This window comes from Labilibaculum manganireducens (assembly GCF_963665805.2).
Lineage (GTDB): Bacteria > Bacteroidota > Bacteroidia > Bacteroidales > Marinifilaceae > Labilibaculum > Labilibaculum manganireducens.
Window position 1 is genome coordinate 1151060 of record NZ_CAXXEE010000003.1, and the last position, 14758, is coordinate 1165817.

Sequence of the window (14758 nt, forward strand, 5' to 3'; positions counted from 1 at the left end):
TATGGGGCAGTGTATTGCGGGATAATGAAGTTGCTGCGTTGAAAAGGCAATAGGAATCGTCTCTGTTTGATTTAAATTTAACTCAGGGGATGGTGAATTTAAAGGAGAAATTGGTAAACATGAATTCATAATATTACATGGAAAAATTTATTTGTATCGTATTATTAATCCTATTTTCTTTTTGCGCCTTAGCGCAAAAAGAAAATAGAGATTTGACAATTGAGAATAACCCATTACTACCAGGCTACTTTGCCGATCCAACCATTAAAAAATTTGGAGAAACCTTCTATCTGTATTCCACTACCGATGGAATTAAATTGGCTTCGGGAGAACCACAGGTTTGGGTAAGTAAAGATTTTGTGAATTGGTACAACACCGAAATGGATATTGAGTTACCGGATGGCTTAACCAATTGTTGGGCTCCTGATGTGATGAAAGGGAAGGATGGAAAGTATTACTATTTTATGGGGAATTGTGAACATGGTTGTAATATCTATGCCTATGTTTCTGATTCACCAATCGGGCCATGGAAAAGTCTGAAAAATGGACAGGCTGTTATTCCTGTGGGAACAGCGATTAAGGGGTTACCTGCTTTGGATGCCCAGTATTTTTTGGATGATGATGGATCAATCTATTCCTATTTCGGGACTTGGTGTTCTAGTTTCGGTGGACTTGGCTGGGCTAAAATTGATCCCAAAGATCATTGTACAATATTGGAAAGCGGATCAATTCCAATCACTCAAATTCCTGAAGTATTTGAAGCCGCTTATTTATTAAAACACAATGAAAAGTATATTCTGATGTATTCGTCAGGTGATTGCAGGTTGAGCAGCTATGCAGTTCATTACTCTTATTCTGATTCTCCGGTAGGTCCCTTTAACTACGGAGATAATTCTCCAATACTGAAAACAAATCAGGACGGAAGTATTGATAGTCCCGGGCATCATTCGGTTTTAAAAGATGGCGGTGATTATTATATCCTGTATCATCGTCATGATAATCCACATAGTACTGGTGGTGAGTTCAGACAAGTTTGCGCTGATAGACTTGATTTCCTGAATGACAGTACTATTCTTCCGGTAATTCCAACGCATAAAGGAATTGGTTATTTGAGAAAAAACCAGATCCCTGAAAAAGATTTGGCCTTTAAAGCCAAAACAACAGCTACATCTTATTATCATTTGGAATCACCGGCAACAAAATATACAAATAGCCCGGTTGATTATAAATATCTGCCTGAATATGCCACAGATAATAATAACGGAACGATGTGGAAGGCGGCATCAAGTACATACCCTCAATCATTGGTTATTGATTTGGGCAAAAAAGTGAAAGTTGCCAGAGTAATGACTCAGTTTGAGTATTCAACTTTTTACTATCAGTATAGAATTGAATGTTCTTCTGACAGCATTAATTGGTTTTTATTTTCAGACAGAACAAATAACAGGCAAAGTGGGTCACCAATGATTGATGATAACAATACAAATACCCGCTATGTTAAATTGACGGTAACCGGAGCTGAAAAAGGAGGATTGTTTCCTGCAATATGGAATTTAAAAGTTTATCCTGATTTATTTGAAATTCCTGAATTGGCCTTGCTGTCGAAAACTTCTAAGGATAATCTTTTAACGGATGATCATTTATTAATGAATTTTGACGTCGAAAATTTCGTAATGGACTCATTTGATTATTCCTTCAAAAATTCAGGAAGTTTAGGGGGATATTTTATGAAAGAAGGTGCTCCCGAAATAAAGTATATAGACAATGTAAAAGCAATTTCTTTTGATGGAGAAAGCTTTTTTAAATTAAGTGAACCTGCTCCTAACAGTTTAAGCTGGAACTCAACGTATACTGTATCTTCGTGGGTATTTAATCCTGAAATTGGAGATGGAGAATGCCTGATAACCTGGAATAGTCGTGAAAATATGCTGCAAGGCTCCTATTCAGCATTAATGTATGGTAAAAGTAATTTTGGAGCTGTGGCTCATGGAGATGGATCTGTTGATTTAGCCTATAAAGAAATCCCCGAAGCATCAAAATGGCATCACATAGCACTGAGCTTTGATGGAATGGTTGAATCGGTATATGTTGATGGTGTTCTAAATACTCAACAACCAATTAATCTATTTGTTAAAAACAGTGATATTCTGATTGGCGCAAGTGGTTTATACGCAGAGAATTATACAGGTTATATTTCAAATTCCCAGCTTTTTAACAGAGCATTAACCGAGCAGGAAATTATTGAATTAATGAAGATTACATCTCCGGATAAATAATATTCATTAATCAGTTTATTTTTCGGCAATAAGTTAAATCCAGTAAAATTAAAGGCGAAAATATTTACTCTTATTTGAGTTCATTTAGAGAATGGAGTGGATAAAGCCTTGATAAATCGATGTAATTGAAGAATTAAAAACATTTGTACTATTATTTTGAACAAACCGACAACTTAATGTGAGCATTTCGATACAATTTTACATTTGAAAAGTAATTAATTTCTGAAATAGTAATATTAAAAAATAGGATATAACAATGACAACAATTAAAAGAGTTTTAACACTTGCACTTTGCATTTTGTGTTTTGCTGCAAATGCTCAGGAAAAAAATAAAACAGGTGGATATCCCATTTCTCCTGTTCCTTTTACTTCAGTAAAAGTTACAGATTCGTTTTGGGGACAAAGACTGAAAGCAAGTCGTGAAGTTACTATTCCATTGGCTTTTAGTAAGTGTGAAGAAACGGGTCGATATGAAAACTTTATTAAGGCAGCACATCCAAGTGATACGATTAAAGTGGAAGGCTTTTCATTTGATGATACCGATGTGTATAAAACCATTGAAGGAGCAAGCTATTCAATGCAGACTTTTCCGGATAAAAAATTAGACAAATATATTGACAGTGTGCTGACAATTGTGGCCGCTGCGCAGGAAGCAGATGGATACTTATACACTTCCCGTACAATGAATCCTGCACATCCGCATGAATGGGCAGGAACCAAACGTTGGGAAAAAGAGGAAGACCTTAGTCATGAGTTGTACAATCTGGGACATATGGTTGAGGGTGCATTGGCACATTATCAGGCAACTGGGAAAACAAATTTTTTAGATATCGCGAAAAAGTATGCCGATTGTGCTGTAAGGGAAGTTGGCGATAAACCCGGACAGGTAACAGTAGTTCCAGGTCATCAGATTGCAGAAATGGCTTTATCAAAACTATATGTTGCAACGGGAGAACAGAAATATCTGGACTTTGCAAAGTTCCTGCTCGATAAGCGTGGTTACACCACAATAAAAAGTGAATACAGCCAGTCGCACAAACCGGTTTTGGAGCAGGACGAAGCGGTTGGGCATGCAGTTCGTGCTGCCTATATGTATACCGGCATGGCCGATGTGGCTGCACTTACCGGTGATACTACCTATGTAAACGCCATCGATAGAATTTGGGAAAACATTGTGGGCAAAAAATTATACATCACAGGAGGTATTGGTGCTACAGGGCATGGTGAGGCTTTTGGTGAAAATTATCAGTTGCCTAATATGTCGGCGTATTGCGAAACCTGTGCTGCCATCGGAAATGTTTATCTCAATTACAGATTATTTCTGCTTCATGGCGAATCAAAATACTACGATGTACTGGAACGCACTCTTTATAATGGGTTGATTAGTGGTGTTTCATTGGAAGGCGATGGATTTTTCTATCCAAATCCTCTTGAATCAATTGGTCAGCATCAACGCCGGCCATGGTTTGGCTGTGCCTGCTGTCCGTCAAATATTTGCCGCTTTATTCCTTCTGTTCCCGGATATATTTATGCAGTGCATAAAAGTGATTTGTATGTAAATTTGTTCATGTCAAATAATTCGGAAATTAAGGTAGATGGAAAACCGGTAGTATTGAAACAAACAACCAATTATCCTTGGGTTGGTGATATTAATCTGGATGTAAATCCAAAGAAAAAACAAAACTTCAACCTTAAAATCCGTATTCCGGGATGGGTGTTAGGTCAGGTAGTACCAAGTGATTTATATACTTTCACCGATAACAAAAAATTATCATATTCAGTTAAAGTAAACGGGCAGTCTGTTACAAGTCAACTTAAAAATGGTTATTTCACCATCAGTCGTACTTGGCATAAAGGCGACAAGGTTGAAGTTCATTTCGATATGGAACCGCGTACCGTAAAAGCTCATCCATTGGTTGAGGCAGATCAGGGCAGAGTATCTATTGAGTGCGGTCCGGTAGTTTATTGTGCCGAGTGGCCTGATAATGATTATAGTGTATTGAGTGCTGTTATTCCACAAAAACCGGTATTTACTGTTGAAAACAAACAAGACTTGCTTTATGGCATCAATATGATTCATACCGATGCTCAGGTACTTAATTACAACAAACAAGGTAAAATCGAAGTAAAAGATGTTCAATTGAACATGATTCCTTACTATGCCTGGGCTCATCGTGGAAGCGGTGAAATGACAGTCTGGCTTTCCAACGATTTAAGTACCAGTCGTCCCATGCAGCAACCCACTCTTGCTTCCGAAAGTAAAGTTAATGCCTCGCATTTGGTGAAAGCACTTAGTGCGGTTAACGACCAACTCATCCCTAAAAATGGTAAGGCTCAAGCTGTACCTTATTACCATTGGTGGCCTAAAGAAGGAACAACAGAATGGATTTCATACGAATTTGACGGTGAGAAAACAGTAAGTGGTTCAACAGTTTATTGGTATGATGATGCTCCTTGGGGCGGTTGCCGTATTCCAAAAGAGTGGAAAATCTACTATAAAAATAAAGATAGTGAGTGGATGCCTGTTGAGAATGATGAACCCTACACTGTAACAAAAGATGTTCCCAGCAAAGTTTCATTCAAAGCAGTGAAGACCACTGCAATAAAACTTGAAGTGAAATTGCCTGAAAAAAATGCGTCAGGAATTTTCGAATGGGAATTAGAATAGTTCCGATACCGAATTTTCATACTAAATATAGATATATAATGAAATTAAGATATTATAGTTTCCTGATATTGTTTGGTTTTCTTGCATTTTCTTGTGCTAAAAAGGAGAATGAAACTGTAGGACATTTAAATCCGGTTCCCTTTACCTCTGTTCATTTAAATGATCAGTTTTGGGCTCCTAAAATTGAAATTAACAGAACTGTGTCAATTCCATCAGCATTTAAAAAGTGTGAAGAGACCGGGCGAATGGATAATTTTGCTCTTGCCGGTGGTTTGATCAAAGGAGAACACCAAGGTGATTTTCCATTTGATGATACGGATGTTTATAAGGTGCTGGAAGGAGCTTCATATACGCTGGCGGTAGAGTACGATGCTAAATTAGACCATTATTTGGACAGCCTGATTACTTTAATTGGCGCAGGACAAGAAGAGGATGGTTACCTGTACACTTGCTTAACCAACAAATGTGAGCGTTTAAAAGGCTGGTACGGAAAAGGGCGCTGGGATCGGTTAAACAGTCACGAACTTTATAACTGTGGTCACTTGTACGAAGCTGCAGTTGCTCATTATCAGGCAACAGGAAAACGTTCCTTACTTACTATTGCGATTAAAAATGCTGATTTGGTGAATCAGGTTTTCGGCCCGGGCGAAGGACAAAAGAAAGTTCCATCAGGGCATCCGATTGTGGAGATGGCTTTGGTAAAATTATATCGGGTTACAAATGATGAAAAATACCTTAAACTGGCACGATTTTTTATCGACGAAACAGGTAAGGGTACCGACGGTCACAAATTGAGCGAATACAGTCAGGACCACAAACCAATTGTGGAACAGGATGAAGCAGTTGGTCATGCTGTTCGTTTGGGATATCTCTACTCAGGTGTAACTGATGTTGCTTCCTTGATGCACGATAAGCAATTGATGGAAGCCACCAAATGTGTTTGGGAAAATGTGGTTTCGAAAAAATTATACATTACTGGTGGAATTGGTTCCCGTGCTCAAGGTGAAGGCTTTGGCCCGAATTACGAATTGCCTAACATGACTGATTATTGTGAGACTTGTGCTTCGATATCAAATGTTTACTGGAACTACCGTTTGTTTCTGAATGATGGAAATTCAAAATACTACGATGTACTTGAACGTGTGTTGTACAACGGAGTGATTTCGGGTGTATCCTTAAGCGGCGATAAATTTTTCTACGATAATCCTCTTGAATCTGTTCATAATCACGATCGTGCACCTTGGTTTGGATGTGCTTGTTGTCCGGGCAATATCACCCGGTTTATGGCCTCGATACCAGGTTATGTTTATACTACTGATGAACATTCTGTGTATGTAAATCTATTTTCTGAAGGTCATGCTGACATTGCAGTAGGAAAGGATACCCTGAGTCTGTCACAAAAAACACAATACCCTTGGAGTGGTAAGCTTACAATTTCAGTTGATAAAAAGACAAATGAACGTATTGGTCTGAAAATTCGCATTCCGGGATGGGCACAAAATCAACCTGTACCATCTGATTTGTATCACTTTGTTGAAAATAGTACTGATACTTATACCATTAAAGTAAATGGAAAGAAGAAATCACCCGAAATGGTGAATGGTTATGCTATTTTGATAGAAAAGTGGGATGCGGGAGATCAGATAGAAGTTGAATTTCCAATGCCTGTGCGCAAAATTAAAGCCAGTGAAAAGGTGATCAATGATCATAACAAATTGGCTTACCAACGTGGTCCAATAATGTATTGCTTCGAGGATAAAGACAACAATAATGCATATTTATTTGATGAGTTTGTATCGCCGGATGCAAAGGTGAGTTCTCAATTTGAAGAAAACCTTTTAGGTGGGGTGGTAACACTTACAATGAAAGCAAGCAGGGTAAGTCAATCTGGAGATGCAAAAACAATTGAACCTGCAAGTCTTAAAGCCATTCCATATTATGCATGGAACAATCGGGGAACAGCAAATATGTTGGTTTGGCTGCCTTCCGCGGAAGAATCGGCTATAGTAAAACCAGCATATTCACCTGCTGATTCGGCCAAGGCATTTTCATCAACAGATTGGGCTCCGGGTTTGAATGATGGATTTACTCCTAAAAATTCGGGGGATACTGATAAATCATATTTCTACTGGTGGCAGAAAGAAGGATCGGAGGAAACTGTTGATTATGAATTTAAAGAACCTGTTGTATTGTCTCAGTCATCGGTTTATTGGCTTAATATGGATCACTACGACGGAAATTATAAGGTGCCCGAAAAATGGTCATTATTATACAAAGACAGCAAGGGGAAATGGGTTCCTGTTGAAATAAGCGATGCTTTTACAGTGGAACTTGATAAATACAATACAGTGAATTTTAAGCCTGTAAAAACAAAAGCACTTCGAATTACGGCTCAACTGCAAAAAGACGAGTCGGGTGGTATTTTGGAATGGAAAGTAAAATAATTGAGACTGTAATTTTCTGATAACTATATAATTATTAAAATATGAGATTCGATTTTTGTAGAGCTTTATTCTTTTCAATTTGTATTGGAGTTGGATTATCTTCCTGTTCAGGTATCGAAGATAATCGGATAAGCACGAACGGTCCTGAAGTGGTTGAATTTAAAGTACTGCCATTTGATTTAAAGGATGTTAAATTGCTTGATGGCCCTTTCGAAAAGGCCATGGAATTAAATGTGCAGAGTTTGTTGAATTATGAACCAGACAGATTGCTGGCAAAATTTCGGATCGAAGCAGGTCTTCAGCCTAAAGCAGAGCATTATGACGGCTGGGAGGCAAATACAATAGCAGGACATAGCTTAGGGCATTATTTAAGTGCCTGTGCCTTAATGTATAATTCAACAAACGACAAGCGTTTTCTTGACCGGGTTAACTACATTGTAGATGAACTGGAAGCTTGCCAGAATGCTGACGGTGAAGGATACATAGGTGCTTTCCCTGACGGAAAGCGGATTCTTGAAGAGGAAGTAGCAAAAGGAGATATACGTTCGAAAGGATTTGATTTGAATGGAATATGGGTACCCTATTATACCGAGCATAAAGTGATGGCTGGTTTGACTGACGCTTATAATTTATGCGGGAATAAGAAGGCTTTACAAATCAATATAAAATTTGCAGATTGGTTAACAATCATTGTAAAAGACTTAAATGATGAACAAATTCAGAACATGCTGGATTGTGAGCATGGAGGAATTAATGAGTCCTTGGTTGATCTCTACGGATTAACGAAGAATGAGAAATATCTGCAGCTGTCTAAAGTATTTCATCACAAAAAGGTGCTTGATTCTTTGGCTCATCATGTTGATATTTTGCCGGGAATACACGCGAATACACAAATTCCAAAATTAGTTGGATGTGCTCGCCGTTATGAGCTTACCGGGGATTTGTCTGATAGAGAATCGGCTGAGTTTTTCTGGGATCGTGTTGTAAATCATCACTCCTATGTTACAGGAGGTAATTGCAATCATGAGTATTTTGGGGAGTCGGATCATTTGCGCAACCGCCTTAGTCAAAATACCACTGAAACATGTAATGTGTACAATATGTTGAAGCTGTCCCGTCATCTTTTTGAGTGGGATGCCGCTCCTGAAGTTGCCGATTTCTATGAAAGAGCATTATTCAATCACATTTTATCCTCTCAGCACCCTGTTGATGGTCGGGTGATCTATAATTTGTCATTGGAAATGGGAGGTCATAAGGTATATCAGGATCCGTATTGGTTTACATGTTGTGTGGGCACAGGAATGGAGAATCATTCAAAATATGGAGCAAACATTTATTTTCACAACAATAATGAATTATATGTGACTCAATTTATTGGTTCTGAATTAAACTGGAAAAGCAAAGGTGTGATTGTAAAACAGACAACTGTTTACCCAGAAGAACAAGGAACAAAATTGGAGTTTAACTGCGAAAAACCAAGCAAATTTGTGCTTAAGTTACGCTACCCAAAATGGGCTGAAAATGGTGTGGAGATTTATATCAATAAGGAAAAGATATCTGTGGATCAAAAGCCGCAAAGTTTTATTTCCATTGAAAGAATCTGGAAAAATGGAGATGTATTGGAATATAAGATGCCTTTTACACTTCGTTTGGAAACCATGCCTGATGACAGCAACCGTGTTGCAGTTATGTATGGTCCAATGGTAATGGCTGGTGAATTAGGCCCGGAAGACGATCCAAAAGCAACTGATGCAATGTATGTGCCTGTAATTATGACAGAAGATAGAGATCCTTCGAATTGGTTGAGTTCTGTTGAAGGAGAAGTAAATACATTCAAAACCGACTCGGTTGGATATTTGCATGATTTTGTTTTGAAGCCATTCTATAAAGTGCATGATGTAAGGTATTCTGTATATTTTGATATTTTCAACCAGGAATCATGGGCGAAATACCAAAAGGAATACCAAGCTAAACAAGCACAGAAAAAGAAATTGGAAGAAATGACAGTTGACTTTTTCCAACCAGGAGAAATGCAGCCCGAACGGGATCATAATTTTACAAGCGAAAAATCATCCGTTGATGTGATAAAAAATAAAAGATCCCGTGTTGTTAACAGAGGTGGTGTAATGTCCTTCGAAATGGGATTGATGAAAGGAAATCGATTGGCTTTGGCTGTTGAATATTGGGGCGGAAGTACCGGTGCTAAAACATTTGATATCTTGATTGACGGAAAATTACTTGCTACAGAAAATATCGCAGATAAAAAGCCGGGTGAATTCGTTGATATCTTATACCAATTGCCCGATGATATTTGCATGACCAAAGATAAAGTGTTGGTTACATTTAAACCTCACGAAGGGCATAGAGCAGGACCGGTATTTGGTGTAAGAACTGTTAAGCAATAAATAAGGAAAGAATATTTTAGTTAGTTTTTAATGGTGGATAGTTCTGAAAACTGCAAATCTCAAAAGAGAGATTTGCAGTTTTTTTTTTGTCTGTGAGAGGATATTTTTTTTCAATAAAATGACTTATAACACATGCTTGTTACTTTTTTAAACAATAGTGATAGTCCAAAGCCTAAAGAATAGACAGATTTGAGTCATATTTTTTAACCCAAAAATAACATTTATGAAAAAAATTGTCATCCCCCCTCAACAGCTTGGTAATAAAAACAGCTGTTTAAGGTTTTTACTTGTTTTAGTGATTTTTATGTGCTTATCTGGGCAGGTTTTCTCCCAAAAACTTGCTCAAGGTTCTGTCGTCGATGATTCTGGAGTTCCATTACCGGGTGTTTCTGTATTTATTGATGGAACAACCGTTGGCACAGTGTCCGATATCGATGGTAAATTTATGATTCAGGCATCTGCTGGAGATGTAATTCATTTCTCATTTATTGGATTTAAAGATCAGAAGGTTGAGTATACTGATCAGGTATTAAGCATTGTTATGAGTCCGGATGTTTTTGGACTGGATGAAGTTGTTGCAATTGGTTATGGTAGTGTTAAAAAAGGAGATGTTACCAGTGCTATTGCATCCGTTAAGTCTGATGATTTTATTAAGGGAGCTGTAAAAGATGCTGCTCAATTGATTCAAGGAAAAGTTGCGGGTTTAACCATTGCAACACCTTCAGGAGATCCAACAGAAGGTGCGGCAATCATGTTGCGTGGAAATTCCTCATTGTTAGGAAGTTCTGCTCCTTTGGTATTGGTTGACGGTGTTCCGGGAAGCCTTGAATCTGTTGCTCCGGAAGATATTGAATCTATCGATGTATTAAAAGATGGATCGGCTTCGGCAATATATGGTACCCGTGGAACAAATGGAGTTATCATTATTACAACAAAAAGAAGCACTAAAGGTATGGAACCTACCATTTCCTACGATGGTTATGTCTCAATTGCATCTATCAGCCGAAAGCTCGATTTTATGAATGCTGAAGACTTAAGAGCAAAGTGGAATGAAGGTTATTCGTTTACAGGAGCTAATTTGGAAGATTATGGAGCCAATACAGATTGGCTGGATGAAATTACAAGAAAAGCTGTCAGCCATGTTCATAATGTTGTTTTTAGAGGTGGCACTAAAAATACAAGTTTAACAGCCTCACTTAATTATAAAAATAATCAAGGTGTTTTTATTAAAACAGATAATGAAAAATATACCGGTCGTATTGATGTTAGTCACAGCATGTTTGATGGTAAATTAACTGCAGATATCGGGACTATAATCAGCGAACAGAATTTTTGGGCAGGAGGTTCTGATGAGGGGTATAGTTTTAATAAATACGTTTACCGACAGGCATTAATCCGAAATCCGACTGAACCAATTAAAAATGAAGATGGTCGTTGGTATGAGCGCGATGTGTATTTTTACGATAATCCTGTTGCGTACCTGAAAGAATCTGATGGTGAAAACAAGTACCGTAATGTGAGATTTAAGGCCAGTTTAACTTATAAATTATTTGAAGGGCTTAATGTAAAGGGAATGTACACCAGAAAAAGCAATTCAAACATTCGCGGATATTATGAAACTAAAAATCATGTATCAACCACTAAGTATGGGTCAGAAGGTTTTGCTTCCCGTGGTACCGAAAATTATTTGGGTAACTATACAGAGCTAACTGTAAATTATAAGAAAGTGATAGCCGGGGATCATAATTTATCTGTTCTTGCTGGTTATAATTATGAAGACAACATGACGGAAGGATTCTGGGCCAACAACAAATACTTTCCTACTGATGGATATACGTACAATAATCTAGAAATTGGAAGTGGTTTGACCAAAGGAGAAGCCGGTATGGATAGTTATAAATACTCTGATAAATTGATTGCTTTCTTTTCCAGAGTAAGTTATTCTTTTGCCAATAAGTATTTATTCATGGCAAGTCTTCGTAGAGAAGGTTCTTCCCGGTTTGGTAAGGATCATAAATGGGGAAATTTCCCTGGAGTTTCTTTAGGATGGAGAATGTCTGAAGAAGATTTTGTTAAAGAAATTAACTGGATTGATAACTTAAAATTACGTGCTGGTTTTGGTGTTACCGGTACTAATGTGGCAGATTCTTACAATTCTTTAAGTAGTTTAAATTATAGCGATTATTTTTATTCCAATAAAGAATGGGTTCGAAAGTTAGTTCCTGCCCGAAATGATAATCCTGATTTGCGTTGGGAGAAAAAAGAGGAAATTAATATAGGACTTGATTTTGGATTATTAAATGGTAGAGTTAGCGGAGCTTTTGATTTTTATAACAGAAAAACCAAAGATGCTTTATGGAATTACGATGTTCCAACACCACCATACCTGTATGGCAGCATCATGACAAATGTGGGAGAAATTAAAAATCAGGGTTTTGAAGCTTTGATTAATGTGACTCCTATTAAAACACCAAACTTTGAGTGGAAAGCTAATATGACCTTTTCAACCAACAAAAATGAATTGGTTTCTTTATCAAATGACAAGTTTAAAACCACAAATGATTTTTTCTATCCGGAAGATGGTTATACCGGCGAGCCGATTCAAACAACAACTCATATTGTGAAAATAGGGGGCGAAATAGGAAATTTCTATGGATTAAAGAGTGTTGATATCTCAGACGATGGCATTTGGATAATAGAAAAACCTAATGGTGAAAGAATTTCTGCAGCAGAATCATCAACAGATGATCGTCAGGTATTGGGGAATGGAATTCCAAAATACTATGCCAGCTGGAACAATAGCTTTCGATACAAAAACTTTGATTTGAACATAAACATGAGAGGAGCATTTTCTTATCAAATTTTAAATTTTTCTCGGATGTTTTATGAAAATCCAAAGATTGCATACAACACCTTAAATTCTTCTTATGATAAAGTTTATGGAAAAGCTGTATTGAATGATGATCAGCGTTATGTAAGTTATTATGTTGAGGATGGTGATTATTGGAAAATTGATAATATTACCTTGGGATATACTGTAAATCTTAAAAATAAAGATGTTTTCAAAAATCTAAGGGTTTACGTATCAGGATTGAATCTACACACTTTTACTGGTTACAAAGGGATTGATCCTGAGGTGAAACAAACAGGTTTAGCTCCGGGTAATGATGAACGAGACAAGTATCCTACTACAAGAACATTTACATTTGGTGTTAACGTAACCTTTTAAACTTGGAATCATGAAATTAATATATAAAAAAGAACGTATATATGTAAAACCGGCATTTACTGGTTTTATTTTATTGCTTGCAATTTTGTTTGGAGGCTGTGTTAAATTGGATGAGGAAGTTTATTCTGAAGTATTGGAAGAAACTTTTACGGCAACCGAAGCTGATGTAACAGCATTAATCGCTTCTGGTTATACCCCGCTTCGTTACATTATGGGGTGGCAGGGCTTATTTGATATTCAGGAGGAACCTGGTGATATTATTATTACTCCAACAAGACCAAATGGATGGGATGATGGGGGAACTTATAAACGAATGCACTTTCATACATGGGATAACGAACAATGGCAATGCCGAAACACCTGGCTGACCTGTTATGAGGCGATAAATAATGTAAATCGGGTGATGTCTCAAATTCAAAGTGGATCACTTCCAATTGAAGAAGAACAATCAGTAAAAGTATTAGCAGAGTTGCGTGCATTGCGTGCATTGTGGTATTCAATTCTTTGTGATACTCACGGAAATGTTCCTCTTGTTATTGCTTATAATGATGAATTGCCTAAACAATCTTCAAGGGCAGATATTTATAAATTTATCATTGATGAGTTAACTGATACTGATGTTATTGAGAATTTAACCGAAGTTGTAGATCAAACGACATACGGGCGTATCACAAAATGGGCTGCTTATCAGCTATTGGCCAGGATGTATATAAATGCAGAAGTGTATAGTGGCACTGCAGAGTGGGAGAAATGTATTCTTGCTTGTAACAAAGTGATTGCTTGTGAGAAATATGATCTTGAATCAAATTATAAAGATATTTTTAAAGTTGATAACGAAGATTCTGATGAAATAGTTTTTGCTGTTCCTTATGACAATAAAAATGGAACTGGCTGGAATGCGCACATGAAACAGCTACTGCCTGCACATCGTGATGTTTTTAATATGACAGCGCAACCATGGGGTGGTTCAAGTGCAAATCCTCAGTTTATTAATAGTTATAACCCTCAGGATAAGCGATTTGATGCGACATGGTTACATGGTGATCAGCTTAATGCGACTAATGGGAGTGTTGTAATGACTTTAGTCAACAAAATGCCTAGTATTTATGATTGCGAATTTGAGGAAGGTTATCGTGTTTGTAAATATGAAATTGAAGCTGGATGTAAAAGTAACATGAGTAATGATTTGCCTTATTTTAGATATGCAGATGTATTACTCATGAAGGCTGAATGCCTGCTTCGTACAGGAAAAAGTGATGAGGCAGCAGTTTTGGTTAGTGAGGTGAGAACACGTGATTTTGACGATATTAACGATGCAAAGGTAACCGGAGCTGAATTGTTGGGAAATACAACCATTCAATATGGAACATTGGCCGAAGATGGAACAATCGATTCTCCCGGAGATCAGTCTGCTGTATTGTATGGTAGGTTTTTAGATGAATTGGGTTGGGAGTTTGCTGCTGAATTCAGACGTAGAACAGACATGATTCGATTTGGTGTATACCAAACAAAAAGCTGGTACAATCATGAACCTCAAGGGGCGCATACGATCCTTTTTCCAATTGGACTGGAAGAACTGAATACCAATTCAAATTTGGTTCAAAACCCTGGGTATACCGGAGGTTAATGACCTTTAGAATAGAATAACATATCGCAAAATCATTTTAAGGTTCTTTTGAACATAGAATGTTTTTGCGATTTTCTTGTAAGTTGGTTTATAATCTTTTTTACTTAGG

The 14758-nt window shown here is 37.3% G+C and carries 6 protein-coding genes; all 6 read left to right on the forward strand.

The window, feature by feature from the left end; translation table 11 throughout:
* Positions 1 to 137: 137 nt before the first annotated feature.
* The 6 genes from ACHZAX_RS04495 (at position 138) to ACHZAX_RS04520 (ending at position 14649) form a co-directional block, all read left to right on the forward strand.
* Positions 138 to 2276, forward strand: coding sequence for a family 43 glycosylhydrolase (locus ACHZAX_RS04495; RefSeq protein WP_320018178.1), 2139 nt, complete (start codon positions 138 to 140; stop codon positions 2274 to 2276).
* A 256-nt stretch (positions 2277 to 2532) separates the two neighbouring features.
* Complete coding sequence (locus tag ACHZAX_RS04500) at positions 2533 to 4944, forward strand: glycoside hydrolase family 127 protein (RefSeq protein WP_320018179.1); 2412 nt, start codon at positions 2533 to 2535, stop codon at positions 4942 to 4944.
* A gap of 38 nt (positions 4945 to 4982) precedes the next feature.
* Positions 4983 to 7388: a glycoside hydrolase family 127 protein gene (locus tag ACHZAX_RS04505; RefSeq protein WP_320018180.1), complete on the forward strand. Its 2406-nt coding sequence runs from the start codon at positions 4983 to 4985 to the stop codon at positions 7386 to 7388.
* Between the two features lie 41 nt (positions 7389 to 7429).
* On the forward strand, positions 7430 to 9793 hold the full coding sequence (locus tag ACHZAX_RS04510; RefSeq protein WP_320018181.1) for a beta-L-arabinofuranosidase domain-containing protein: 2364 nt from the start codon (positions 7430 to 7432) through the stop codon (positions 9791 to 9793).
* 223 nt (positions 9794 to 10016) lie between these two features.
* Positions 10017 to 13022 (forward strand): SusC/RagA family TonB-linked outer membrane protein, encoded by a 3006-nt coding sequence (locus ACHZAX_RS04515; protein ID WP_320018182.1) that lies wholly within the window; start codon positions 10017 to 10019, stop codon positions 13020 to 13022.
* A 10-nt stretch (positions 13023 to 13032) separates the two neighbouring features.
* Positions 13033 to 14649 (forward strand): RagB/SusD family nutrient uptake outer membrane protein, encoded by a 1617-nt coding sequence (locus tag ACHZAX_RS04520; protein WP_320018183.1) that lies wholly within the window; start codon positions 13033 to 13035, stop codon positions 14647 to 14649.
* Positions 14650 to 14758 lie beyond the last annotated feature (109 nt).